Origin of the sequence: Paenibacillus sp. FSL P2-0173 (assembly GCF_038008045.1) — a bacterium.
GTDB lineage: Bacteria > Bacillota > Bacilli > Paenibacillales > Paenibacillaceae > Paenibacillus > Paenibacillus polymyxa_B.
Genome location: NZ_JBBOYK010000001.1, coordinates 460,629 through 486,072, shown reverse-complemented (window position 1 = coordinate 486,072; position 25,444 = coordinate 460,629). Strand labels below are relative to the sequence as shown.

General features: G+C 44.3%; 21 protein-coding genes and 1 pseudogene. 17 read left to right on the top strand and 5 right to left on the bottom strand.

Annotation, left to right across the window (positions count from 1 at the left end):
• The first annotated feature begins 92 nt into the window (after positions 1 to 92).
• Positions 93 to 1,265, top strand: a complete 1,173-nt coding sequence (locus MKX30_RS01925) for a M20 metallopeptidase family protein (RefSeq protein ID WP_068942589.1) — start codon at positions 93 to 95, stop codon at positions 1,263 to 1,265.
• A gap of 472 nt (positions 1,266 to 1,737) precedes the next feature.
• Positions 1,738 to 4,808 (top strand): annotated as a pseudogene (locus MKX30_RS01920) (X2-like carbohydrate binding domain-containing protein).
• 344 nt (positions 4,809 to 5,152) lie between these two features.
• Here MKX30_RS01920 and MKX30_RS01915 read toward each other — a convergent pair.
• Positions 5,153 to 6,070, bottom strand: a complete 918-nt coding sequence (locus MKX30_RS01915; protein ID WP_075154260.1) for an AEC family transporter — start codon at positions 6,068 to 6,070, stop codon at positions 5,153 to 5,155.
• A gap of 250 nt (positions 6,071 to 6,320) precedes the next feature.
• Here MKX30_RS01915 and MKX30_RS01910 point away from each other — a divergent pair, with 250 nt between their 5' ends.
• Together MKX30_RS01910 and MKX30_RS01905 are read left to right on the top strand one after the other, a co-directional pair.
• Entirely contained in the window at positions 6,321 to 7,325 is a 1,005-nt protein-coding gene (locus tag MKX30_RS01910) for a copper amine oxidase N-terminal domain-containing protein (RefSeq protein WP_069080612.1), read from the top strand.
• Between the two features lie 188 nt (positions 7,326 to 7,513).
• Complete coding sequence (locus MKX30_RS01905; RefSeq protein WP_341062385.1) at positions 7,514 to 8,302, top strand: SDR family oxidoreductase; 789 nt, start codon at positions 7,514 to 7,516, stop codon at positions 8,300 to 8,302.
• A 94-nt stretch (positions 8,303 to 8,396) separates the two neighbouring features.
• Here the strand turns inward: MKX30_RS01905 and MKX30_RS01900 are convergent, their stop codons facing one another.
• Positions 8,397 to 9,125 (bottom strand): DsbA family oxidoreductase, encoded by a 729-nt coding sequence (locus MKX30_RS01900; protein ID WP_023988931.1) that lies wholly within the window; start codon positions 9,123 to 9,125, stop codon positions 8,397 to 8,399.
• A gap of 212 nt (positions 9,126 to 9,337) precedes the next feature.
• Here MKX30_RS01900 and MKX30_RS01895 point away from each other — a divergent pair, with 212 nt between their 5' ends.
• From MKX30_RS01895 to MKX30_RS01845, 11 genes are all read left to right on the top strand, one after another.
• Positions 9,338 to 10,366: a LacI family DNA-binding transcriptional regulator gene (locus tag MKX30_RS01895; protein WP_053325576.1), complete on the top strand. Its 1,029-nt coding sequence runs from the start codon at positions 9,338 to 9,340 to the stop codon at positions 10,364 to 10,366.
• Entirely contained in the window at positions 10,359 to 11,237 is an 879-nt protein-coding gene (gene rbsK, locus MKX30_RS01890) for a ribokinase (protein WP_068942581.1), read from the top strand. The genes MKX30_RS01895 and rbsK overlap by 8 nt, the downstream gene beginning before the upstream one ends.
• Before the next feature lies 1 nt (position 11,238).
• Positions 11,239 to 11,673 carry a D-ribose pyranase gene (gene rbsD / locus MKX30_RS01885; protein WP_023988928.1) on the top strand — a complete coding sequence of 145 codons (435 nt, stop codon included), beginning with the start codon at positions 11,239 to 11,241 and terminating at the stop codon, positions 11,671 to 11,673.
• 30 nt (positions 11,674 to 11,703) lie between these two features.
• The gene (locus MKX30_RS01880) at positions 11,704 to 13,185 is read left to right on the top strand and encodes a sugar ABC transporter ATP-binding protein (RefSeq protein WP_023988927.1); all 1,482 of its coding nucleotides are present in this window, start codon (positions 11,704 to 11,706) and stop codon (positions 13,183 to 13,185) included.
• Between the two features lies 1 nt (position 13,186).
• A complete protein-coding gene (locus MKX30_RS01875; protein ID WP_013310465.1) occupies positions 13,187 to 14,155 on the top strand; it encodes an ABC transporter permease subunit in 969 nt (322 codons plus the stop codon).
• Positions 14,156 to 14,189: 34 nt separating this feature from the next.
• Positions 14,190 to 15,110, top strand: a complete 921-nt coding sequence (gene rbsB / locus MKX30_RS01870; protein WP_341062383.1) for a ribose ABC transporter substrate-binding protein RbsB — start codon at positions 14,190 to 14,192, stop codon at positions 15,108 to 15,110.
• Between the two features lie 219 nt (positions 15,111 to 15,329).
• Positions 15,330 to 16,337 (top strand): ABC transporter substrate-binding protein, encoded by a 1,008-nt coding sequence (locus tag MKX30_RS01865; protein WP_069080613.1) that lies wholly within the window; start codon positions 15,330 to 15,332, stop codon positions 16,335 to 16,337.
• Between the two features lie 32 nt (positions 16,338 to 16,369).
• Positions 16,370 to 18,085, top strand: coding sequence for an ABC transporter ATP-binding protein (locus tag MKX30_RS01860; RefSeq protein WP_069080614.1), 1,716 nt, complete (start codon positions 16,370 to 16,372; stop codon positions 18,083 to 18,085).
• A gap of 68 nt (positions 18,086 to 18,153) precedes the next feature.
• A complete protein-coding gene (locus MKX30_RS01855) occupies positions 18,154 to 19,104 on the top strand; it encodes an ABC transporter substrate-binding protein (RefSeq protein ID WP_256715645.1) in 951 nt (316 codons plus the stop codon).
• 224 nt (positions 19,105 to 19,328) lie between these two features.
• Complete coding sequence (locus MKX30_RS01850; RefSeq protein WP_025720646.1) at positions 19,329 to 20,393, top strand: FecCD family ABC transporter permease; 1,065 nt, start codon at positions 19,329 to 19,331, stop codon at positions 20,391 to 20,393.
• A 1-nt stretch (position 20,394) separates the two neighbouring features.
• Positions 20,395 to 21,441: a FecCD family ABC transporter permease gene (locus MKX30_RS01845; RefSeq protein ID WP_023988920.1), complete on the top strand. Its 1,047-nt coding sequence runs from the start codon at positions 20,395 to 20,397 to the stop codon at positions 21,439 to 21,441.
• Positions 21,442 to 21,558: 117 nt separating this feature from the next.
• Here the strand turns inward: MKX30_RS01845 and MKX30_RS01840 are convergent, their stop codons facing one another.
• The 3 genes from MKX30_RS01840 to aiiA all read right to left on the bottom strand — a co-directional run bounded on the left by MKX30_RS01840 (position 21,559) and on the right by aiiA (position 23,246).
• On the bottom strand, positions 21,559 to 21,726 hold the full coding sequence (locus tag MKX30_RS01840) for a hypothetical protein (protein ID WP_007432475.1): 168 nt from the start codon (positions 21,724 to 21,726) through the stop codon (positions 21,559 to 21,561).
• 515 nt (positions 21,727 to 22,241) lie between these two features.
• The gene (locus MKX30_RS01835; protein ID WP_144390585.1) at positions 22,242 to 22,421 is read right to left on the bottom strand and encodes a hypothetical protein; all 180 of its coding nucleotides are present in this window, start codon (positions 22,419 to 22,421) and stop codon (positions 22,242 to 22,244) included.
• A 69-nt stretch (positions 22,422 to 22,490) separates the two neighbouring features.
• Positions 22,491 to 23,246 (bottom strand): quorum-quenching N-acyl homoserine lactonase AiiA, encoded by a 756-nt coding sequence (aiiA, locus tag MKX30_RS01830; protein WP_071558670.1) that lies wholly within the window; start codon positions 23,244 to 23,246, stop codon positions 22,491 to 22,493.
• Positions 23,247 to 23,543: 297 nt separating this feature from the next.
• On the opposite strand from aiiA, the gene MKX30_RS01825 reads away from it, so the two are divergent.
• The gene (locus MKX30_RS01825; protein ID WP_341062379.1) at positions 23,544 to 23,678 is read left to right on the top strand and encodes a hypothetical protein; all 135 of its coding nucleotides are present in this window, start codon (positions 23,544 to 23,546) and stop codon (positions 23,676 to 23,678) included.
• Positions 23,679 to 24,062: 384 nt separating this feature from the next.
• The gene (locus tag MKX30_RS01820; protein ID WP_341062377.1) at positions 24,063 to 25,019 is read left to right on the top strand and encodes a tyrosine-type recombinase/integrase; all 957 of its coding nucleotides are present in this window, start codon (positions 24,063 to 24,065) and stop codon (positions 25,017 to 25,019) included.
• Positions 25,020 to 25,444 lie beyond the last annotated feature (425 nt).

The window sequence follows — 25,444 nt, the reverse complement described above, 5'->3', positions numbered from 1 at the left end:
GCTATCGGTATGATAAGAGAGCTACATTCTACAGGCCGTTCATGGTAAGATAAGGATATAAGTATATAAATTCAATAGGAAAAGAGGGCATTATGCTAGATAAATGGGTTCAGGAATTAAAAGATGATGAACAAGAGCTGATTGCGTGGAGAAGACATTTACATCAGCATCCCGAGCTGTCTTTTGAAGAAACGAATACGTCTGCATTTATCGCCGATCAATTGCGCTCTTTTGGTATTGAGGTAAGAACGAATGTGGGTGGAAACGGTGTGCTCGGGTTTTTAGAAGGCGGTCAGCCAGGTAGAACGATTGCATTTCGTGCTGATTTTGATGCACTTCCCATTCAGGATGAAAAGGATGTGCCTTATAAATCGACCGTTCCGGGTGTTATGCATGCCTGCGGACATGATGGTCACACGGCTGCGTTACTTGGAGTGGCACGCGTGTTGAGTCATAACCGTGAGGCGCTGAAGGGAAAGCTTGTGTTTATTTTTCAACATGCGGAAGAAAAACCGCCTGGCGGAGCCAAGTTTATGATTGAGGATGGCTGTCTGGATGGGGTAGAGGCGGTATATGGTATTCACCTCGCATCTGAAATTCCTTTTGGTAAAATTGGATTAAAGAGTGGGCCTGCGATGGCAGCTGTCGACGCGTTTACGATCCAGATCAACGGTAAAGGCGGGCATGGCGCACGACCGCATCAGACGGTGGACTCTATTGTTATCGGCAGTCAAATTGTGAACGGGTTGCAGCAGGTGGTTAGTCGCAGGGTGGACCCTATTGAATCAGCAGTGTTAACGATTGGGGTATTTCAAGCTGGAACTGCCTTTAATGTGATTGCAGATAAGGCCAAAATCGAAGGCACCGTACGTACGTTTAATAAGGAAGTGCGTAAGGAAGTGGAGAATGAAATTCGCAGTATCGTCAAGGGGTTGACTGAGGCTTATCATGCCGGATACGAAATTGACTATCTGAATGGCTATCCTTCTTTGGTGAATGCCGAAGCCGAAACGGAACGTGTACGCGAGCTCATCGGCAGACTGTATGGAGCAGACGCTTTTTTGGATTTGAAGCCGGTCATGGGAGCAGAGGATTTTGCTTATTATTTGGAGCATCGACCGGGAGCCTTCATTCATGTGGGTGCACGCAATGAGGATGAACGAACGCATTTTGCTCATCACCATCCTCACTTTGATTTTGATGAGCGGGCATTGCTCGTCTCAGGGCATATTTTTTTAGCACTGGCGCTTGAATACTTGCAATAATAGGCATATGTTTATGACTGACGACATATTAACGAAGCTGGAACCGCGCATAGCGCGGTTTTTTGTTGTAAATCAAAGTATTTTGACACCCATAAAGAATGAAAATTAAGTAATTAATTCACTATATGAAAAATTCATAATAGAATTAAATAAAAGGTATTAACTCTGAAGGAAGTTCAAACCTCCTATTATAAGCTGCGGAGCAGGAGATAAAATTGTATTATCTTGATTTTTCGCACAAGGAAATGGGAAAAAGATGACGAATCTATTGAGCAAGACACCGATGTAAGCGCTAACAAAACCAGTGTTGCACCGTATTTATTGGGAATGAATGGGGGTGAGTCTGAGAGGACATTTGTCAGAATTGTGAGAAGCAACGATAACGATAGGAACGAATTCAGAATCGGCTGATTACTTTTATCTCAAAATGACTCGCATATTCAATTGATAATGAAGAAGGAGGTTGAATTCATTGACTAAGGCAAAAAACAGGTTGAGAATTGCTTGTTTGGCGCTTGTGGTAGCGGGTGCTTCCTGGACAGGAATGATAGCGCCGACTCATGCTGCTCCAAGTGACGATTACAGTTGGAAAAGTGTGGTTACGGGTGGAGGAGGTGGTTTTGTACCTGGCATTATTTTTAATGAAACGGAAAAAGACCTGATCTATGCCCGTACAGATATTGGAGGAGCTTACCGCTGGAATGCTGCCAATGAGAGTTGGATTCCGCTGACGGATTCTGTGGGCTGGGAGGATTGGAACAAAAATGGTGTCGATGCACTAGCGACTGATTCTGTTGATCCGAATCGTGTATATATAGCTACAGGTACGTATACTAATTCATGGGATAAACAAAACGGGCAAATTATGCGTTCCATCGACAGGGGCAATACGTGGCAGACAACCAAGCTTCCTTTTAAGGTGGGGGGCAATATGCCGGGGCGTTCAATGGGTGAACGTCTGACGATTGATCCAAATAAAAATAATATTTTGTTCTTTGGAGCTCGAAGTGGTAATGGACTATGGAAAAGCTCTGATTTTGGAGCAACTTGGAGCAAGGTAAGCAGTTTCCCGAATCCAGGGACGTATGTACAGGACCCTTCCAATGAATATACCAGCGACATTGTCGGTTTAGCGTGGATCACCTTTGACAAAAAAACAGGCTCTTCCAGTAAAGCAACGCAGACGATCTATGTAGGTGTTGCAGATAAAAAGCAAAGTGTCTATCGCAGTACAGATGGCGGGACAACCTGGTCTGCTATAGCGGGACAGCCTACGGGCTATTTGCCACATCACGGTGTGTTATCACCGGACGGCAATCTATATATTTCTTATAGCGATGGAGCAGGTCCATATGATGGATCAAAGGGTGAACTGTGGAAATTGAATACAGCAAGCGGGCAATGGACTAACATTAGCCCCATAGGTAGCAGTAGTGCGGACAATCATTTTGGATATGGTGGACTGACGGTGGATGCCCAGAAGCCAGGTACACTCATGGTTGCTACGTTGAATGCCTGGTGGCCGGATGAAACGATTTATCGCAGCACTGATAGTGGGGCAACTTGGAATCCTATTTGGGAATTTGATGGTTATCCGTCTCGTAAGCTGAAATACAATCTGGATATAAGCGGTGCGCCTTGGCTGACTTTCAATGCCAACCCTGCACCACCGGAAGTATCGCCCAAGCTGGGGTGGATGATTGGAGATCTGGAGATAGATCCATTTAATTCAGACCATATGTTGTACGGCACCGGAGCTACGATTTATGGCTCTAAAAATCTGACCAATTGGGATAAAGGCGGAAAGCTGGATATTTCAGTAGCCGCTAAAGGGGTAGAGGAAACGGCAATTTTGGATCTGGTGAGCCCTCCAACCGGCGCGCCTTTGGTGAGCGCAGTAGGTGATGTCTCTGGATTCAGACATGACGATTTATTCAAGGCTCCAGCTAAAATGCTGGATAATCCGACCTTTACAAGCAGCGAAAGCATTGATTATGCCGAGCTGAATCCTTCTTTTATGGCCCGAGTAGGTAAAGCGGATTATAAAAAAGATCCAAATGCCAAATCCATCGGTTTTTCCAATGATGGAGGAGCCAACTGGTATAAAGCAAATAGTGAGCCTTCCGGTACAGCAGGAGGAGGCAGCATCGCCGTAGCAACAGATGGTAATGGCTTGCTGTGGAGTACATCAGACAAAGGTGTGTTCTACTCCAAAACTGGCGGCAACTCATGGACAGCAAGCACAGGGATTCCAGCGAATGCAAAGATCGTCTCTGACCGAGTGAACCCTAATAAATATTACGCATTTGCCTCCGGGAAAATATATGTGAGCACCAATGGAGGCGTATCCTTTACGCCATCAGCGGTAACTGGCTTGCCGACAGCAGGCAATGCTGATATTGATGCTGTACGAGGAGCAGAAGGAGATGTGTGGTTCGCCGGAGGCTCCGAGGATGGAGGACCATACGGCTTATGGCATTCCAAGGATTCAGGTGTTACATTCACCAAACTCGATAATGTGCAGGAAGCGGATTTTGTAGGCTTTGGTAAGGCAGCGCCGAACCGTACGAATGCAGCGGTATTTATCGTTGGTAAAATTGATGGTACACGTGGATTTTACCGTTCGGACGATGCTGGCGCAAACTGGGCGCGCATTAATGACGACAAGCATCAATATGCTCGAGTGACCAAAATTATTGGGGACCCTCGGGTTTATGGACGTGCTTATCTGGGAACGAATGGCCGCGGCATTCTGGTGGCAGATCGTGTGGGTGGTGATCAGCCGTCTACCGGGCAAGCAAGTATTACACCAACGACTGCAACCTATGGAGTGGATACCAGCAATACGGATCTTACTGTCAAGCTAACACTTAACGGCAATACGCTAGAAGCTATTAAGCAGGGGAGTGTGGTGTTGAACAAAGGTGAAGATTATACGCTTAGTGAAGAAACAGTCGTTCTTACCAACAAGTATTTATCTAAACTTCCTAAAGGAGAGACAGCACTAAACTTCCATTTTAGTACAGGCAATGATGCGTTGTTTACGATTACGGTGAAAGAGGATACCCAAGTGAGCCGGGAACAGGCGAGGGCGTTCTGAAGGTGCAAACCTTCAATGGGAATGTATCCGCCACAAGCAATACAATCAGTTCCAAATTTAAAATAACCAATACGGGAACCTCATCAATTTCCCTAGCAGACGTGACATTGCGTTATTATTACACCATTAACGGGGAGAAAGCACAAAATTTCTTCACGGATTGGTCGAGCGTCGGTACAGGGAATGTGATTGCTAGCTTCAAAACATTATCCAATGCGAAGCCAGGGGCAGATTCTTATGCAGAAATCGGGTTTAAATCGGCTGCGGGTTCTTTAGAACCCGGTCAAAGTGTGGAGTTGCAAACCCGGATATCCAAAGAGGACTGGAGCAGTTACACACAAACCGATGATTATTCATTTAATCCCACAGCAAACAGTTTACAAGATTCTGCTAAAATAACCGCTTACCTGTCTGGAAGCAAGCAATGGGGAATTGAGCCCTAAACCTTAATAAGGATAATCCTAAGTCAGCCACTCTAATGAGTGAGCTGGCTTTATTTTTGACGACCTGTTGTCCCGCATTCTTTTTTTGGGGAAAAAGCAACGACAAGTTGAAAACAGCTACTAATAGAGATTCAAATTATATAATATAATTATTTCACTATATGAAAAATTCATAATAGAAAAAAAACTCTTTCTCGCATACGATCTCCACAAAACAAACACACCACTTTAAGTAGAAAAAAGAAACACTAACACGAACATATGTTCTTTTATCTCAAAAAAGAAACGCTCCTGTCCTTAGACAAAAAGCGTCTCTAATCCATTTTTTATATTTATCATACACCTCAAACAAGATGCCGAGATGCTGAAATTAACAGTGTCATCGTAATGACATTCACAATCGTAGAAAGTAATACTGTTTGTGCGGCAAAATCGGGTTCATTTTTATATTCTTCCGCCAAAATACTTGTATTAACGCCGGTAGGCATACCCGATGCAATGAGCAAGGCTTGAGCCGGAATCCCCTTAAGACCCAACAGCAAGACGAGCATAAAACCGACCATTGGACCAGCAATCAGGCGCAGTACCATACTGATGTACACGGCTGTCCGGCGCAAACGAAAGGGATATTGCACAATTTGTGCTCCCAAAGTAAGCAGAGCCACGGCAACCATCGACTGACTAATATAATTCAAAGGTTCAGCCAGTAAATTAGGCAATGGACTATGCAGCAGATTTAGGAGCAAACCTAGCGCAAGCGCATAGGGAACAGGCATTTTTAAAAAATTAATTAATATTTTTCGAGTATTGGCCTTGCCGTTTTGCACAACAAAAGTGCCGTATGTAAAAGTGACAAAGCTTTGAAAGGTCATAATCAGAGCTTGAACGGAAATGGCCAACGGGTCACCTTTGAACACCAACTGATTGATTGGCAGACCATAATTTCCTGAATTATCTAGCATCACACTATTTGTAAAAGCTCCGCGCATTCCGGGGCTGTATTTCAGAGATCTGGCGACGGTAGTGCTGATTACGTACAGAATAGCTATGTACAAGGCATAAAAAAGTGAAACCTCACCCATGAGCATTAAAGAAATTTCCGAGTTATAAAGACCTGTAAACACAACTGCGGGGGTGATATAGTAAAAATTGATTTTAGCTAAGGTATACAAATCCAGTCGAAAATAATATTGCATGATACAACCAAAACCGATAAGTACAAAAATAGGTAAAACAACGTCCAAAAGAATGGTGCCGAACATGTCTGTTTCATCTTCTTTCTATTATGCGAATGTAAAGGCTGATTCTTAAAAATGCATGTGTAATTCTCATTATACTGTGTAAATAGGTTAGGCGTATAATAAAATTTTATAGTGATTTTGACAATATGGACTGCAGCTATAGTAGTGTCTCACACATTAGATAAGAAAAGATAAAAAATCAGCTTAGAGAAGCCGTTAATACATCTAGGGACATTTGAGCCCGGTCTTTACTATAAGGAGGAATCGCATCATGAGAAACACTTGGACAGCTTTACTAGCGTGTATACTGGTCTTGGGTTTGGCAGCGGGAACCGCTGAAGCCAAGCAGGGACGCGGAAATGATCAGGAGAACAAACAGGAAGCAAAGACGTCTGTTAAAGACGGGAATGAAAAGAGCGGGGAAGAGCCAATCAATCCCCATGACTCAGACAATGATCAGTCCAAAAAACAAAAAGACAAAGCATCCGGGAAAAAGGATGAAAACAGTAAAAAAGACAAACACGCAGAAATCAGAAAAACCGAACCTGTTGCAGTAACAGATGATACATACGAGGAGTCCAAAGACCATAATGGTCACAAGGGACGCAACGGTTATAAGGGTCTGCTTCACGCGGTAGAAAATACGAAGGATAAGCCGGCAGGAGCGGTTATTGCGAATCTGCTGCTTACGAAATACCCAAACCGTTTGACTCCGGAGCAGGTTGCTGAACTTGAATTGATCCGGAATTCTGGTAAAGCACTGACTGAGGCAGCTGAGCTACTGGCTGAAAACGGAAATGTGACTGATGCCGTTTACATGCAGGAGGAGGCGGTACTGGCTAATGTGTCCGATCTGGACAGCTACAAAAAGCTGGGTGAATTCTCGAAGAAGGCCGGACGGCCGTCGGGTATGAAGCTGTTCGTGAATGGTGAAAAATACGATGCCAAACCGATTAACCGCAATGGGACCACACTTGTTCCGTTTAGAACAGCTTCCGAAGCTTTGGATGCAAAGGTTTCCTGGGATCCGAAAGAAAAGGCTGTTACTGTCACCCGTAACGGCGTGTCCGTCAAATTATTTGTTAACAGTCCAAAAGCATATATTAACGGTCAGCCGTATTCTATCGAGCAGCCAGCATCCATAGTGGATGGGACGACAATGGTACCTGTAAGGGTAATCGGAGAGGCCTTGGGGACAAATGTAAAATGGGAGCCTGAGAGCCAGTCCGTTGTTGTATACGAGCAGACAACAACAACACCTGCATCAACATCTTAACGTGCTGTAAACAAAAAGGGCCCTGACTAACTGTCAGGCCTTTTTGTTTTACCTTGCAATTAATGATTTCGTATTCTTTTTAATGGTGAGAAGATAGATAGCCTTCATAATACTACCAAGCTATTCGCATTATGTGCTGGTCATGTGTACAATTAAATAGAGAACGCTTAGAAAAGGGAGTGTCATAGATGGATTTAGGATTAACGGGAAAAACAGCCTTTGTTGCAGGTTCCAGTAAAGGACTCGGCAAGGCAAGCGCACGAGAGCTGGCACGCGAGGGTGCGAATGTCGTCATTTCAGGACGGAACGAAGCAGAGCTTCAGCGGACGCAGGCGGAATTACTGGAAACAGCGAGTGGCCGCGTTGAATATGTAGTTTGCGATGTAACAAAACCAGAACATATCTCCCAGGCCATCCGCCGTACAGCTGATTTGTTTGGCACCGTAGATATTTTGGTTAACAATGCGGGTGGGCCTCCTGCCGGTACCTTTGATGATTTTACAGATGAAAAGTGGATGCAGGCCTTTGAACAAAATTTACTTAGTCATATCCGGTTGATCCGTGAAGTGTTACCATATATGAAAAAACAACAAAGCGGTAGGATTTTAAATATTGCTTCTTCCTCAGTTAAGCAGCCAATTCCGGGGTTAATCATTTCAAATACGCTGCGTACTGGAGTTGCTGGATTGGCAAAAACATTGTCTCTGGAATTAGCTCCTCATAATATTCTGGTACATACTGTAGCACCGGGGAGAATTGCAACTGATCGCGTGCGTAGCTTGGACGAGCATCGAGCTGAGAAAACCCAGCAAACGACGGATCAGGTTCGCAAACAAGCAGAAGAGGGCATTCCATTGGGACGGTATGGACAGCCTGAAGAGTTCGGTAAAGTTGTTGCTTTTCTGGCGTCTTCAGCTTCATCCTATTTGACAGGGAGTACCATCCTTGTGGATGGCGGAATGATTAAATCGTTATAAAATAAAGATGCGTGCCAGCCTCAGGTTTAATTGAGTGCTGGCACGCTTTTTTAAAATTTATTTAGGAAGTAGAAAATCTTCATTCACGGACTGTTCAGCCCTCACGGCCTGGAAGCTCACAACCCTCATCGGTACATAAACCACCTGCATCTTGTTTGGACGAGCTGCCGCTTATCATGGTGAAAGGTGAGCGTTCATCCCATGCTTTTTGAAGCGCATCATGAAATACTTCCTCCGGCTGGGCACCAGAAATAGCAAATTTTCGATCAAATACAAAGAATGGCACACCCTGAACACCCAATTCAGCGCCTTCGGCTTCATCAGCTCTAACTTCGTCGGTAAAACGGTCACTGGCTAATATAGCAGCCGCTTCCTTTTGATCCAAACCAACTTCAGTAGCCAGCGCTACCAGCACTTCATGATCCCCTGTATGCTTGCCTTCGATGAAAACAGCTTGGAATAAACGCTCGCTCAGCTCCAGCATTTTGCCTTGTGTTTGAGCCCAAAGTGTTAAGCGGTGAGCATCAAGAGAGTTCGTCGGCACCATGGCATGAATATTATAATCAAGACCCGCAGAGCGTGCGTTTTCGTTCATTCGATCATTCATAGCCTGAGCCTCTTGCAGACTGACCCCATATTTAGCTGATAGTTCTTCATTGATCGTTTTACCACTATCTCTCACAGCATTCGGGTTCAATTCGAAACTCTTGAATGTCAATTGCACCTCATTGCGATGTGGGAATTGCTGTAATACTTGCTCCAAACGGCGTTTGCCGATATAACAGAATGGACACATATAATCAGACCAAACTTCGATATTCATAAGGAAAAAGCCTCCATGTATACGTATTTTATTGAGTAACTGGGAGTGGTGCTCCCCCCTTTAGAATGTGTATTAAGGTGGAACTTCATTAGTTACAATAAGAATTATAAAGCTAAAGCATTCAACGTGCAAATAATTAATGCTTGTCAAAAAATTAATGCTGTGATATTTTATATGTGTAACCGGTTACACATTGGAGTTGAACCTACACTATGACAACAATTAAAGAAGTCGCCAGCTTTGCAGGTGTTTCCGTAGCGACCGTATCCAGAGTTATTAATGAAACTGGATATGTACATGAGGATACACGGCGAAAGGTAGAGGCTGCTGTGAAGCAGTTAAATTACAAGCCTAATGAAGTTGCACGTTCTTTGTATAAAAAGAAATCCAGATTAATCGGCCTGCTGCTGCCGGATATTACGAACCCTTACTTTCCCTTGTTAGCTCGTGGGGTGGAGGATCGAATGCAGGAAAATGATTTTCGGATTATTTTCGGTAATAGTGATGAAGATCGCCAAAAAGAATTGGATTACATGGATACTTTTGTTCAAAATAATGTCGTTGGTGTTATTTCTTCTACCAATGATCCCGATGCCGATTGTTATGCCAAACTGAAGATCCCGGTCGTTTTTCTCGATCGAACTTCCAGTGACAGCCTCTCCGTATATGCAGATGGAGCCCATGGCGGTTGCTTGGCTGCTCAAGAAATGGTTGCCCGCGGCAGCAAACAAATTACAGTCATGCAGGGCCCTGCACATATTCGTCCAGCACAAGACCGTTTTCGCGGGGCGGTTGAAGAGCTTCAGCAATCCGGAATTGCTTACCATGTGGTCGAGACAACCTCCTTTTCGTTCAAGGAGGCCGAGTCGTGGGCCAAAGAGCTGTTTAGCAAGTACCCGGATACGGACGGAGTTATCGCAAGTAACGATATCGTGGCTACAGCGGTGATGCATGAGGCACATAGATTAGGAAAGAAAATCCCGGATGATGTTCAAATTATCGGGTTTGATGATATACCATTAAGTAGTTTGTTATTCCCGCCTTTGTCAACGATCCGACAACCTGCTTATGAAATGGGCTGGGAAGCAGCAGGGCTACTCATTCAGTTGATTGAGCAGTCGCAAGTAACGAAGTCAAGCGTACCTAATCTTCATTCGAAAGTACTTACCTATTCAAGCATACAATTGCCCGTCAAATTTATAGAACGGGAAACGACAAGAAAGGTGGATCATGATGGCTAAAATTTCAATTATCGGAAGCAGTTCTATGGATCTCGTAGTTACTTCGTCCAAACGTCCCGGTGCTGGTGAAACGGTATTGGGTGAAAGCTTTACAACCGTACCTGGAGGTAAAGGAGCCAATCAGGCAGTAGCCGCAGCACGACTCGGAGCAGACGTTACGATGATTGGACGTGTAGGGGATGACCATTTTGGAGAACAGATTTTACGGAATTTTGAAGAAAATCATGTTCATACTGGCTATGTGAAACCGGTTACACATATGGAAAGCGGTACAGCGCATATTGTACTAGCTGAAGGTGATAACAGTATTGTCGTGGTAAAAGCAGCAAATAATGAAGTGACACCCGCCTATGTGGAAGAAGCACTTGACGTCATTCGAAGTTCGGATATTGTGTTAATTCAACAGGAAATACCGTCGGAAACGGTTGTTTATGTAAGCGAAATTTGTGCGAAGTACCAGGTACCCTTGTTGCTGAATCCAGCCCCGGCTCGTGAAGTGGAAGAAAGCGTAATTGCGAATGCGACCTACATTACGCCAAACGAGCATGAAGCTGCCATTATGTTTAAGGATATGAGCCTGCAAGAAGCGTTGCGCAAATATCCCAACAAGCTGTTTGTGACTGAGGGCAGCAACGGTGTACGATTCTTCGACGGAGAACAGGAAGTCGTGGTTCCTACTTATAAAGTAGAAGCCGTTGATACAACAGGTGCAGGAGATACGTTTAACGCTGCTTTTGCAGTGGCATTGGCTGAAGGAAATTCGTTGGCAGACAGTGTGAAATTTGCTAATCGTGCTGCGTCATTGTCCGTAACCAAATTTGGAGCCCAAGGTGGAATGCCAACCCGACGTGAAGTGGAGGAGCAAATATAATATGAAGAAACATGGAATCCTAAACAGTCATATATCCAGAATACTGTCGGATCTCGGCCACACAGACTATATTGTCGTGGCTGATGCTGGCTTACCTGTTCCTGAAGGCGTTACCAAAATTGATTTGGCCCTTAAATTGGGGGTTCCATCCTTTCAGGACGTCGTTGATGTCATTGCAGCAGATATGGTGATCGAAAAAGTAATGCTGGCCGAAGAAATTAAACAAGAAAATGAACAAGCATTACAGTATATTATGCGCACCTTTGCAGGGGAGCAATTAGAACAGCCACAGCTTAATAAGCAGGCAGCCGTCATTGAGTTTTGCCCTCATGAACAATTCAAGGAGCTGACCCGGTATGCGAAGGCGGTCATTCGTACAGGAGAGGCTAAGCCGTTTGCCAATTGTATTTTGCAGGCAGGAGTTCATTTTGGATAAATCAATGTTGAATAAAAAGGAGGGTACAGCATGCAGATTCAAATGAAAGGAATTCACAAAGCCTTTGGAACCAATCAGGTACTGAGTGGTGTTGACTTTGATCTTCGTGAAGGAGAAGTACATGCCCTCATGGGTGAGAATGGTGCAGGCAAATCAACGCTGATGAATATTTTAATCGGACTGCATCGGCGAGATGAGGGAACGATCATCATTGACGGTCAGGAAACCTATTTTGCCGACCCCAAAGAAGCGGAGCAAAAAGGAATTGCTTTTATTCACCAGGAACTGAATGTGTGGCCGGAGATGACCGTGCTGGAAAATCTATTTATCGGCAAGGAAATGACATCCAAGTGGGGCTTACTAGACAGCTCCAAAATGAAAGCGCTAGCAAATGAACAATTCAGCAAGCTTTCGGTAAATCTTCCATTGAACGGTGAAGCAGGCGATTGTTCAGTGGGTCAACAGCAGATGATTGAAATTGCCAAAGCACTCATGACGGATGCTAAAGTTATCGTGATGGATGAGCCGACAGCCGCCTTAACCGAACGAGAAATTCAGAAGCTGTTCGAGGTTATTACTTCCTTGAAAAAAGATGGTGTTTCGATTGTGTATATTTCACATCGGATGGAGGAGATATTCGCGATCTGTGATCGGATTACCATCATGCGTGACGGGAAAACGGTGGATACTCAGGCGATTCCCGATACGCATTTTGATGAAGTTGTACGGAAAATGGTGGGTAGAGAGCTGACTGAACGCTACCCGGTAAGAACGCCTGCTTTGGGAGAAGTGGTGCTGGAGGTCAAAAATGCTTCGCATAAAGGGTTATTTGAAAATGTGAATTTCACTGTACGATCTGGGGAAATTGTAGGTTTTTCAGGCTTAATGGGCTCGGGACGGACCGAGATCATGCGGGCGTTATTTGGACTGGATGCTTTGGATCGTGGTGAGATTCATGTGCGTGGAAAAAAAGTGTCTATTCGTAAGCCGGATGATGCGGTGAAACTAGGGATTGGCTTCATTACAGAAGATCGAAAAGATGAGGGCTTGGTGCTGGACTTTTCCATCCGGGAAAATATGGTGCTGCCAAATCTGTTCAGCTTTACTTCAAAAGGATTTATTTCAGGTAAAAAAGAGCTAGATTTTGTTAACACTTTAATTAAGCGCTTACAAATTAAAACCCAATCGGGCGAAACAACGGTTCGCAGTTTGTCAGGTGGTAATCAGCAAAAGGTGGTTATTGCCAAATGGGTAGGTATTGGTCCAAATGTACTCATTCTTGACGAACCGACGAGAGGTGTGGATGTGGGAGCCAAGCGGGAAATCTACCAGTTGATGAACGAGCTGACCGAACGTGGAGTCGCGATTATCATGGTATCCTCGGAACTCCCTGAGGTACTCGGCATGAGCGATCGTATTGTCGTGGTGCACGAGGGAAAGATCAGCGGAGAGCTGAGCAGGGAAGAAGCCACACAAGAAAATATTATGACGCTAGCTACAGGAGGACAGTAATATGACAACTATGAATGAATCAAAAAGCAGCAAAGGCTTTCAAATGTCACAAATCACACAGAAGCTTGGCCCGTTGTTGGGACTCATTATTTTGGTAATTATCGTATCGGTCTTAAATCCCAGCTTTTTGGAACCGCTTAATATTTTGAATTTATTGCGCCAGGTATCTATTAATGCGTTAATTGCGTTCGGTATGACCTTCGTTATTCTCACAGGCGGAATTGATTTGTCAGTCGGCTCCATATTAGCACTATCCAGTGCGTTTGTCGCAAATATGATGCTGGCCGGGTTCGATCCTATTTTGGCGATTATCATTGGCTGTGCATTGGGTGGCGTGATGGGCATGGTCAACGGCTTGATGATTACGAAAGGTAAAATGGCTCCGTTCATCGCTACACTAGCAACCATGACCATTTTCAGAGGATTAACACTCGTTTATACCAACGGTAACCCTATTACAGGACTCGGAGACAGTCTGGTATTTCAATTGTTCGGTCGTGGCTATCAGTTCGGTATTCCGGTTCCAGCGATTACGATGCTCATTACCTTTGCTGTCCTATGGATCATTTTGCATAAAACACCATTCGGACGCAAAACGTATGCCATCGGTGGTAACGAGAAGGCTTCGATTGTATCCGGTATTAAAGTACCGCGTGTGAAAATTTGGATTTACTCTCTGGCTGGAATGCTTTCCGCGTTGGCGGGTGCTATCTTGACCTCACGTTTGAACTCGGCACAACCGACAGCGGGTACTTCTTATGAACTGGATGCCATTGCGGCTGTCGTATTAGGTGGAACAAGCCTCTCGGGAGGACGCGGACGAATCGTAGGTACGTTAATTGGTGTGCTTATCATCGGTACACTAAACAATGGCTTGAACTTGCTGGGGGTTAACTCTTTTTATCAAATGGTCGTAAAAGGGATAGTCATCGCTATTGCTGTATTGATTGACCGTAAAAAATCCGCATAATACACCTAATCTGCGTAGAAGGAGACACATAAATATGAAAAAGCTTATATTAATCATGACTGCCTTGCTGCTCCTGCTCATGACAGGGTGTTCCTTGGAACCGCCCGAATGGGCCAAACCTAAAGCGGCCGCGAACCTGAAGGACATTAAAATCGGCTTGTCGATCTCAACGCTGAACAATCCATTCTTCGTCTCTCTCAAAGACGGAGTTGTGGCAGAGGCCAAAAAACAAGGAATGCAGGTCATTGTTGTGGATGCACAAAATGATTCGGCGAAACAAAGTAATGACGTGGATGATCTGATTCAACAGGGAGTAAACGCGTTACTCATTAATCCGACAGATTCGTCGGCCATCTCCACTGTGGTACAATCAGCGAATGCATTGAACATCCCGGTTATTACACTGGATCGTTCTGCTGACAAAGGAGACGTAAAAGCACTCGTCGCTTCAGACAACGTAGAGGGAGGACGAATGGCTGCCAGATATGTGATTGATCAAGTTGGAAAAGGTGCCAAAGTGATTGAGCTGGAAGGTGTTCCAGGAGCATCCGCTACCCGTGAACGTGGGAAAGGCTTCCATGAAGTAGCAGATAAGGATCTGAAAGTCATAGCAAAACAATCGGCCGATTTTGATCGGACCAAAGGTTTGAACGTGATGGAAAATCTGCTGCAAGGAAACCCGGACGTACAGGCAGTATTTGCCCACAATGATGAAATGGCGTTGGGTGCGATCGAAGCAATCCAAAGCTCAGGTAAGAACATTCCAGTCATCGGTTTTGACGGTAACGAGGATGCGCTTAAATCAATTAAGGAAGGGAAACTGACAGCCACCGTAGCTCAGCAACCCGAGCTTATTGGTCAATTGGCGGTGCAGGTAGCCAAGGATGTACTTCAAGGTAAAACCGTGAAAACATCCATTCCCGCTAAGCTGGAGTTAGTGGATCAATCGAAATAAAAAGGGCGCTTGACTCAACATATTAAGCTATTCGGACTGATGCTGTAATGCGCATCAGTCCTTTTTTTGGCTATTCTACAATGACGATACATACACATAAATGGAAGTTTTTTATTTTTGTATTGTAAGAAGAGACGGTAAAAGATAGAATAACAATTATATGATAATGAGAATCACTATCATATTATGAATTGTATATATCTAAGGAGGACGTATATTGTGCAACAAAGGTACAGATTAAAATGGGAATCCACGCTTTGTCTTGTGGTTCTTTTGATGGTTGTATTGAGTGCATGTGGAAACGCAGCTAGTAACAACCAGACAAACGACAAGACTAGCACTAATGATCCCTCCGGGCAATCCAAAACGGTTGTCATGCGCGAGTATACTGATGCCACTGGCAATAAGATCAGTATCCCTGCAAATCCACAGCGAGTTGTCACGACACAATATTTGGATGCTATGCTGGCCTTGGGAGTTAAGCCTGCAGGTGCTGCTTCCCATTTGTTGGAAGGCAACTATTTAAAAGGTAAGATTGACGGAGTTGCGGATATTGGGAACCCGACAAATGTAGAAAAGGTGCTGGAGTTACAACCGGACCTGATCATCACAACAGAATATACCACGCCAGAAGTGAAGGAGCAGCTGGAGAAGATTGCTCCAACCGTAGTCGTTTCGTTTGGAGAAGGCGATGTATTTGAGCAACTGCGGAATGTCGCAGCCGTGCTGGGTAAGGACAAGGAAGCCGAGCAGTGGATCGCTAGTTTCAACAAAAAGGCTGAAGAAGGTCGAAAGAAGCTGGCTGGAAAATTTAAAAAAGATGAAACGGTTACGATTTATATGGCCTACGATAAGAATGTGTTAAGGGTATACGGAGCGCGGAATGTAGGACATGTTATTTACCGTTCACTGGAATTGAATCCTCCTGAGTACATACGCCAGAAGCTGGCGAAGGACCCGAGATTTAATTATGTTTATGATGTTATTTCAATGGAAAAGTTACCTGAACTATCAGGAGACCGAATTATTATGCTGGTTTATGATGAAGCGAGCAAGGACGGAATGCTTAAGCAAATTGAGCAAAGTGCATTGTGGAGAAATCTCCCGGCTGTCAAGAACCACAAAGTGTATTTCATCAAAGCTGACCCGTGGTTTACCTACTCGCCGCTGGCTATTGACAAATCGCTGGATGAAGCCGTTAACATGCTTTCCGTCGATCCTAAATAATCACTCGAAATTAGAAAGGAGAAGTCATGACTATGCTTAGACGATTTTTTGAATACTACCGTCCTTACCGGACTTTGTTCATCATTGATTTCTCTTGTGCCTTGCTAGCTGCACTGCTGGAGCTGGCTTTTCCGCTTGCAGTCAACCGGGTGGTCGATGATTTGCTGCCCAGCGGAAACTGGAAATGGATTTTATATGCCTGTCTAGCTCTACTCGGTATTTATGTCATAAGTGCTGCGCTGAATTACGTGGTTACCTATTGGGGGCACAAGCTGGGCATTAACATCGAATCGGACATGCGTAAAAAGCTGTTTGATCGGGTACAAAAGCAATCTTTTCGTTTTTTTGACAATAACAAAACAGGGCATCTCGTTTCACGTATGACCAACGATCTAATGGATATTGGGGAAATTGCCCACCACGGACCTGAAGATTTGTTCATCGCGTTGATGACACTGGGGGGAGCCTTTGGTATCATGCTCGGTATTAACTGGAAGCTGGCTGTACTGACTTTCATCATTGTACCCCTCATGATTTACTTGTCTCTTTATTTCAGCCGAAAAATGTCTGCTGCTTTCCATCGTATGTTTTCTGATATTGCGGATTACAACGCTCGTATTGAAAATAACGTCAGCGGGATTCGTGTTGTTCAAGCGTTCTCCAACGAAGCTCATGAAATGGAGCGTTTTGCTGAAAATAATGGACGTTTCCGTAAAACGAAGCTGATCGCGTACCGGATTATGGCCTGGAATTCCTCAATTAGTTTTATACTAATGAAGCTGGTTTCATTGTTTGTGCTTGTGTGTGGAACATGGTTTGTTATCAAAGGACAGATGACCTACGGGGAATTTATCGCATTTGTGATGCTGTCTAATGTATTCCTGGGGCCGATTAAACAAATTAATTCTGTCATCGAAACGTATCCGAAAGGGATTGCTGGCTTCCGACGGTATCTGGATTTGCTGGAAAGTGAATCGGATGTAGAAGATCTGCCAGGAGCCAAGGCGGTTAGCCATCTTAATGGAGATATTCAATTTGCAGGTGTAACGTTTGGTTACGAGAACAAAGATAAGGTATTACGCAAAGTGGACCTATCTATCCATGCGGGTGAAACCGTAGCACTTGTGGGTCCTTCAGGAGCAGGTAAAACGACACTTTGCAGTTTGTTGCCTCGCTTCTACGATGTCGAGGAAGGCAGCATTACCATTGATGGGATGGATATCCGTGAAATGAAGCTGGAATCGCTGCGATCCATGATTGGTATCGTACAGCAGGATGTATTCCTCTTTGATGGAACGATTCGTGAAAATATCGCTTATGGTAAGCTGGATGCTTCGGAAGAAGAAATCTGGGATGCTGCTCGTCGAGCTCAGATTGAAGACCTTGTTCGCTCATATCCGGATGGTCTGGATACAATGATCGGTGAGCGGGGTGTGAAGCTCTCCGGTGGTCAAAAGCAACGTTTGTCTATTGCCCGGATGTTCCTTAAAAATCCGCCAATTCTCATTTTAGATGAAGCGACATCAGCATTGGATACAGAGACAGAAGCCGCGATTCAGCAGGCGCTGACAGAGCTATCCCAAGGCCGTACGACACTCGTTATTGCGCATCGTTTGGCAACGATCAAAAATGCTGACCGCATTATCGTAGTTGCAGATCAAGGGATTGCCGAGCAAGGCAGACATGAAGAGTTATTGGCAGTAAAAGGGGCATATAGCCGCCTGCACCAAGCTCAATATGGAACGTAAATAGGTCGATATGACGCCGTAAATAGAGAGAGGAATGAACGAGTTTGACAAAGAAAATGTGGATTGTGATGATGCTTCTGTCAGTCATTTTAGTTCTTACCGCCTGTGGTGGAAACGTAAAGCAGCCGGATGAAAAGCAGAATCAAACTTCTAGTGAACAAAAATCAGAGGAAACGAAAACAGTCAAAACGATTCATGGAGATATTAAGATACCGGTTCACCCTCAGCGGGTTGTAGTGGATTTGTACCTGAATGATTTATTAGCACTAGGAATTAAACCTGTGGGAAGTGTTAAATATTATCTGGATAATCCGTTTTCGAAGGATCTTGTACAGGGAATTACAAGCATTGGAGACCGCGGAAGTGTATCCATTGAGAAAGTATTGACTCTGCAGCCGGATTTGATTCTGATTGGTTCCAAAGATGCTTCTGAATATGAAAAATACAGTAAAATTGCTCCGACCATCGTGATTCCTTATGGAACGTACAAGAATGTGCATGAGGAACTGACAGCTTTTGGTGAACTGCTTGGAAAAGAACAGGAAGCCAAAACATGGCTTGCTCAATACGATCAGCGAATGCAGGCTGCACGTGACAAGCTAAAGGGAATTGTTCAGCCTGGAGATACTTTCACCGTAATGGAAGCTTCGGAAAAAGAATACTATGTCTATGGTGATAATTTTGGCAGAGGAGGACAGGCGGTATACAGAGGACTGAATTTGACACCTCCGCCGCTTGTCCAAAAAGAATTATTAGGTGAGACTCAATGGAAATCGGTGTCAAAAGAAGTCATTAATCAATATGCCGGCTCTTATATCTTTCTGACGGTTAACAAGGATTTGGGCGGTTACGAAGGAGACAGCATATGGAAATCACTGAATGCAGTCCGGCAAGGTAAGGTTTTTGAGCTCCAAGAGGATCGATATTGGTACTTCGATCCCATCGCTATTGTAGGGCAAGCTGAAGAAATCGCAGATATGATCGTCCAGCGGAATAAAGAGAACGCCGCACAGAAGTAGTCGCTTCGGTGTTGTTGGCAGCCCTTTGGTATTTATGCCGAAGGGCTTTATTTTTTCACAATAGGGCAGATCATTAGGCATTCCTCGAAATTTGCTATTGAAGCCGTTGCCACATTAATTTACAATAGTAAAGATTGCATGATAATAATTCTCATTATCAACATCATCTTCAACACAGTTCGTGATAGCTACATACTATTCAACAGTAAGGGTGAACAATAGTTATGAAATTATCAGAATCATCGGATAGCCCTGCTCAAAGTAATCATAACCAGTCGCCGACTCAATTCCACTCGCGACCTTGGGCGGCTTCGCTTATCCTGACAGCTGGGCTTGGACTTTTAGCGTTCGGTATCGCGCTATCCCTATCTTTTGGTGCAGCCTCTATTAGGCTAGAAGAGGTATGGAACGCCGTTTTTCATTTTAAACCCGAGTTACAAAACCATCAAATTATTTGGGAAATCCGTCTACCTCGGATTCTGGGTGGGGTTCTAATCGGAGTTTGCTTTGCCGTAGCAGGTGCAATTATGCAAGGAATGACCCGAAATCCGCTTGCTGACTCGGGCTTGCTTGGACTGAACTCGGGAGCCAGCTTGGCGATGGCGATTTGCTTTGCCCTTTTTCCCGGATCTTCCTTTTTACAGTTAATGTTGTATTCCTTTGTTGGTGCAGCTCTGGCTGTTGTGATGGTATATGGAACAAGCTCCATCTCCAAATCAGGTCTTACGCCAGTTCGTCTTGTATTGGCGGGCGCAGCTGTCACGGCATTGCTGTCTGCCTTAGGAGATGCAATTAGTTTGTACTTTAATGTTGGACAGGATTTAGCCTTTTGGTATGCCGGAGGGCTTAGTGGAACCAAGTGGGTTCAGCTCGGTATAGTTTTGCCTTGGGTTGTGGCAGCTTTTATCGGCGCTCTCATGTTGTCGCGCTCCATTACGCTGCTTAGTTTGGGAGACGAAATTGCGTTAAGTCTAGGTCAGCGAACTGGGGTGGTAAAGGTAGTCGGGATGATTCTTGTTCTGATTCTGGCGGGTGCAGCGGTGTCGTTGGTTGGTTCTATAGGTTTCGTGGGATTAATTATTCCCCATATAACCCGCAAGCTGGTTGGCGTCGATTATCGCTGGATTATTCCATGCTCGGCCATTATGGGAGCTTTACTCATTGTATTTGCCGATCTGGCAGCCCGTATGATTAACGCACCTGAGGAAACACCGGTGGGCGTACTTATTGCCTTAATTGGGGTTCCATTCTTCCTTTATCTGGCACGTAAAGAAAGGAGGGCGCTGTAAGATGAATAACGTTACGAATGGGGCTATTGCCAAAGCTAGTCATCGTAAAAAAATCCATGATTGGATGGTTGTAATTATTCTGATCGTATTGCTCATTGCTGCGTTCACCATAAGCGCGAATACGGGAACTATCCGGCTTTCGCCAATGGAGCTATTTAGAACCTTGTTTGGACAAGGGACTCCACAGCAGGAATTAATCCTCTTTGAATTCCGATTGCCGCGAATGGTTATTTCTCTTCTAATCGGTGCAGGTCTCGCTGTTTCTGGCTGCATCATGCAAGGGGTCTCACGTAACGGCCTAGCGGACCCTGGTATTCTGGGGATTAATGCGGGCGCCGGGCTGATGGTCATGCTGTTTATATTGCTTTTTCCATCTATGCAAACTACGAATTCATTGTTTTTACTTCCCGCTCTTGCGCTGATTGGATCAGGAGCAGCTGCTATTCTCATCTACGCGCTTTCTTACAAGAAAGGCGAAGGAATTTCCCCGACAAGGCTACTGCTGAGCGGAATTGGCGTAGCGGCGGGTATCAGTGCTGCGATGATCATTATGACTCTTAAGCTGACACCTGAAAGCTACACGTTTGTAGCTAATTGGTTAGCAGGAAGCATCTGGGGCTCAAACTGGAAATTCGTAATGGCTCTGTTGCCTTGGCTGATTGTATTGCTTCCTTTCGCATACTACAAAGCAAATGTGATGAATGTGCTTAATCTGGGAGATCAGACGGCATCGGGGTTGGGTACACCTATCGAAAAGGAACGTATTCTCCTTCTCGCTGCTGCGGTTGGATTGGCCAGTTCTAGTGTTTCGGTTAGCGGCGGTATCGGCTTTGTCGGTTTGGTGGCTCCACATTTAGCGAGAAAGCTGGTGGGTCCGAAGCATAAAATGCTGCTGGTAACCTGTGCTTTAGTCGGAGCACTCCTGGTACTTGTAGCGGATACGATCACACGATCCTTACCTTTACAGAAAGAAATACCGACAGGTTTGATTGTAGCCATCATTGGTGCGCCATACTTTTTATATCTGCTGAGTCGCTCCAAAGGGTAACATCACGAAAGGGTACCACCTGTCAATTAAAGGATACACACAACAAATAACCTTCAACACCACTAAGGAAGTGGGACTGAAGGTTATTTTTTTCATTTGATTTAGCAGCCTTTCATCTCAACGGGAAGTATTCAAGGCATGAGAGGTTTGATGCAGCTCTCTGATCATTTTATGCAACGTGTAATTTTCCTGACGTGTCACGCCGTGTTGATTTTCCTGAACCAGCAACTGATGGATGTTTCGTTTTAGAATTTCACTTCGACGTTCCAGCATTTCGGTACTCATAAATAAATGAACACTCCCTTTGTCATGAATAAACCTACATTTTTGAAATGAGCATAGGCTGAATATAAGTTTGCCTTTCGACTTCTTTAAGTATATCGTGCTAGATGATCAAGGGAAAACGGAGCGAGACTGCAAATTACTTTTTCTCATCATCCATGCCGTGTCGACAGCGACTCACCCCATGAGTTCTTAGATATACTTCCTGATGCTGGCGATAACAGGAGATTAGACGTAATTAACTTCATGTATATAATTTGACTAGCTCATGTTTTTTGATATAAACGGATTTAGTGTATTAATTCATTTAAAATTTTGCTGAAAGCTATGGAGGGGAGCAACTAGAACTGCAAAGGTGTATTCGATGCAATCATTGGTTTATTCCATATCAGCGAGCTCAGTTAACCAAATTTTGCAGTTCTAAATGTCGGAGTCATTACAACTACCTAATGAAAAGAAAAGAATAAGAGGCTATAACATTTTGGAAGTGAGGAGATACAATAATGATTATTTAAAAATCAAATGAAGAAATTGAGCTCATGAGGGGAGCTGGCCGAATTACGACTATTCTGCCAGTCCGCACCACTTGCCTTTGAGGCCGAACTTTTCAAGTCCTGTGTGTACGCCGTAGACGTATACTGGAGGCCATGATCCGAATGAAGCACGGCTCTGGATACGTCTATTTTGTGTGCATTCATAATACCAATTTCTTTATACCCCGGACCGAAAAGATCCGGAATGGTGGAGAAATAGCTGCTTTATTATCATTATTTGTATTGTGGATATACCGGCTGAACGGCTACCTGCTCAGGATCATGACCGAAGAACAACAGATTCGGCTTAACCTCCTGCACAATCTGCTGAATGCGGGCGATTGACTGGCGTGCCTGTTCACGGTCAAAGCCGTCAAACGGCACGTCGTTTGCGTAATTCTCCTGCGTGTAGGCAACATCAATCGTCAGCATGACCGGACCCGATTCCTTTGTTGTGACCAGCGCGGACTGATGACCCGGCGAATGACCCGGAGTATAGAACAGTTGCAAACCTGGAACCAGCTCATGATCCCCTTGAAGCAGTCGGTAATTCAAGTCCGCCTGCACGCATTCCGGTGGCGCATACTCCAGATTACCGATCGCAGCGTCTGCTTCGGTCTGCTGCACATAAATCGGTGTATTCGGAAAATGCGGATTGCCTCCAGCATGATCCATATGCATATGAGAGATTACGATGGCATGGATATCGTCCGGTTGATAGCCGATCCGATCCAGTACAGCCACGATACTATCATCGGCTGACATATGGGGAATGAAGCGCCCTTCAAACGGTGTACTTTTAAAATAATTTGGATTGTTGATAAACGAATCCGGCATACCGGTATCAATGAGAATCGGACCGTGATCTGTCTCCAGCAGATACGACCAGATTTGCAGGCGCACCAGTTCACCGGGCTGTGCATGATGGTTGAGTGAGGAGCGATCAATATCAAGCTGACCGATCGGTAACCAGTACAATTTGTTAATCATACAATCATCCTCCAATCTTAGTTTACATAATAATTATTATGTAGTTATGAATCAGGGTTTCGGCTGACAGAAAGTGATGTTTGTATTTTCGTTTGTAAGATCCGGGTGCTGGAGCCTCATGCTGTCGTTGTAATCTCACTCTTTCGAAAATTAATTTTTAATAGTTTAAATGATAAGGCATGTAGGCGTCCAGCAGAAATTTGCCCAGAAGCTGGATCACACGGTCATCATCTCGAAAATCGGTGAAATTCTTGGTGATCCACTGCTGCTATTGGGTGAAAATTACCAGGCTATCATATGGAGATGTTGCACGCGCCGGAAGATGATCCGGATAGCGAGCTGGAAACTGCATATGATATTCATGTTTTGGCTGCTATGGCGATTTTGACTGCTACCGATCGAGAGCAGCGCCCCAGCTTGCTGATGAAGTAGAGAAGTGGTGCTGCATGCAAGACTATTGGCTATTTAGTTTTGTTTTGGATATGAATGAATTACATTCGGAGAACTTTTCTTGAGCGTGTTTTAATTTGTCTACATTGTGGGATCGACCCCCTCTGACCCTATGCCACCCCGTTAAGTGCTTTGAAATGTCTGCTTGAAGGCGATACCAGGCTGGACAAGAGGGGAGCGCTTTATTTATACTTAAAAAGCGCTAAAAAAAACAGCGTATAATATAAATTATACGCTGTTTAGGTTTAAAACGACTTTTAGAATCCCTCCTGCATAAGATGTCGATTGGATTGTCGATAAAAATCAGACGAAAATGATCGTTTTACAGTATATTTCGGAATATGAACTGAATTGGAGGCGAACGGGATGAAAAAAGAGTTACGACATGTGGGGCTCGATACAACTGAAGAAACTGATGAAATATATACTGAGGAGCTGGAAGCTTTTTTGATCTGGATGAAGGATGCGGGATATACGATATATACGCAAAAAAATTATATGGGGGATGTAAAGCAATTTTTACGCACGTTGCGTGAAAAACCACTCGATCAGGTGAAGAAGATTCATGTTATGTCGTATTTGTCTAAAGCGCGGGAGGGAGGCGCCGGAGATAGTACGCGGAACCGGAAGCATGCAGCGGTGAACAGTTTTTTTAAAGCGCTACAGGAATTTGAGTTATGCAGCACAAATCCGGCAGTGGGAATTAAAAAAGCAAAAACTGAAAAGAATCGTATGCCCGTCTATCTGGATGAAAAGGATATTCATCCGTTTTTGCTCGCGGTGGAGGGGAAATATGCAAATCGTAATATGGCTATTTTTCTGCTGATGGTCTACATGGGATTGCGGGTGGGGGAGGTTCATTCATTGAATGTCTCGGATTACAGCCGAGAAAGACGTACGTTAGATGTGTTCGGTAAAGGACGTAAGTGGCGTACTCTCCCGGTACCGGAAGCCGTATGTGATTTTGTAGAGCATGCGTTGGAGGAAAGATTGACGCCGTGGAGAGGTAAAGAGGATGCGATGTTCATATCCCAAAAAGGCCGCCGTCTGGCAGTGCGCACCATTCAACAGATCGCTACAGAAACGTTCGAACGATTCCAGCAAGATAAAAGTATAGAACGCCGGGAGGCTTATTCCAGCCATAAGCTGAGACATACATTTGCGACAATGCTATTACGTAAGGGAGCAGATCTGCGTACTGTACAGGAGCTACTGGGGCATTCATCCATTCAGACAACCACAGTATATACACATGTCACTGATCGGGAAAAAGAAAAAGCAATGGATAAGCTGGATATTCAGATACCGATATCAGGATTGTAAGTATAGCATGAAAGTTGAGATTAAATGAAAAATAGTTTACATAATAATCATTATGTAAACTCGTCAGAGGAAATTACATCCTGACTTGAAAATCACATCAACGGCTTTAGGTCATTATGATCATGAACGTAGTATTCTTTTTCATAGCGTTAGTTTTGTTTTTGATTGATTTGCTCCAACCTGATACTGATTAGCTGCCACCCAATCATTTTGCGCATACGATTCGATTTTGGTTCTTCAACAGCATTCTTCAATAGATTAGCCTCCTTATTTTAGCGATCATCTTATGTTAAGCATGAGAATAATTCAGAATAAGCTGGAAAGCAATAGTGAATTAAAGGTTAGTACGATATTACCTTGACAAAGGTAATATTTTACTGCAAAATTAGTGAAACAAATTTATAAATATGGTTTATAAAGTTGTT

Bases quoted from the DNA above. Each gene is read 5' to 3' on its own strand.
- MKX30_RS01820 (WP_341062377.1), top strand. From the start codon at position 24,063: ATGAAAAAAGAGTTACGACATGTGGGGCTCGATACAACTGAAGAAACT.
- MKX30_RS01840 (WP_007432475.1), bottom strand. From the start codon at position 21,726: ATGAGTACCGAAATGCTGGAACGTCGAAGTGAAATTCTAAAACGAAAC.
- rbsD (WP_023988928.1), top strand. From the start codon at position 11,239: ATGAAGAAACATGGAATCCTAAACAGTCATATATCCAGAATACTGTCG.
- aiiA (WP_071558670.1), bottom strand. From the start codon at position 23,246: ATGATTAACAAATTGTACTGGTTACCGATCGGTCAGCTTGATATTGAT.
- rbsB (WP_341062383.1), top strand. From the start codon at position 14,190: ATGAAAAAGCTTATATTAATCATGACTGCCTTGCTGCTCCTGCTCATG.
- MKX30_RS01900 (WP_023988931.1), bottom strand. From the start codon at position 9,125: ATGAATATCGAAGTTTGGTCTGATTATATGTGTCCATTCTGTTATATC.
- MKX30_RS01850 (WP_025720646.1), top strand. From the start codon at position 19,329: ATGAAATTATCAGAATCATCGGATAGCCCTGCTCAAAGTAATCATAAC.
- MKX30_RS01925 (WP_068942589.1), top strand. From the start codon at position 93: ATGCTAGATAAATGGGTTCAGGAATTAAAAGATGATGAACAAGAGCTG.
- MKX30_RS01915 (WP_075154260.1), bottom strand. From the start codon at position 6,070: ATGTTCGGCACCATTCTTTTGGACGTTGTTTTACCTATTTTTGTACTT.
- MKX30_RS01895 (WP_053325576.1), top strand. From the start codon at position 9,338: ATGACAACAATTAAAGAAGTCGCCAGCTTTGCAGGTGTTTCCGTAGCG.
- MKX30_RS01845 (WP_023988920.1), top strand. From the start codon at position 20,395: ATGAATAACGTTACGAATGGGGCTATTGCCAAAGCTAGTCATCGTAAA.
- MKX30_RS01855 (WP_256715645.1), top strand. From the start codon at position 18,154: ATGATGCTTCTGTCAGTCATTTTAGTTCTTACCGCCTGTGGTGGAAAC.
- MKX30_RS01860 (WP_069080614.1), top strand. From the start codon at position 16,370: ATGCTTAGACGATTTTTTGAATACTACCGTCCTTACCGGACTTTGTTC.
- MKX30_RS01835 (WP_144390585.1), bottom strand. From the start codon at position 22,421: ATGAATGCACACAAAATAGACGTATCCAGAGCCGTGCTTCATTCGGAT.
- rbsK (WP_068942581.1), top strand. From the start codon at position 10,359: ATGGCTAAAATTTCAATTATCGGAAGCAGTTCTATGGATCTCGTAGTT.
- MKX30_RS01905 (WP_341062385.1), top strand. From the start codon at position 7,514: ATGGATTTAGGATTAACGGGAAAAACAGCCTTTGTTGCAGGTTCCAGT.
- MKX30_RS01880 (WP_023988927.1), top strand. From the start codon at position 11,704: ATGCAGATTCAAATGAAAGGAATTCACAAAGCCTTTGGAACCAATCAG.
- MKX30_RS01875 (WP_013310465.1), top strand. From the start codon at position 13,187: ATGACAACTATGAATGAATCAAAAAGCAGCAAAGGCTTTCAAATGTCA.
- MKX30_RS01825 (WP_341062379.1), top strand. From the start codon at position 23,544: ATGGAGATGTTGCACGCGCCGGAAGATGATCCGGATAGCGAGCTGGAA.
- MKX30_RS01910 (WP_069080612.1), top strand. From the start codon at position 6,321: ATGAGAAACACTTGGACAGCTTTACTAGCGTGTATACTGGTCTTGGGT.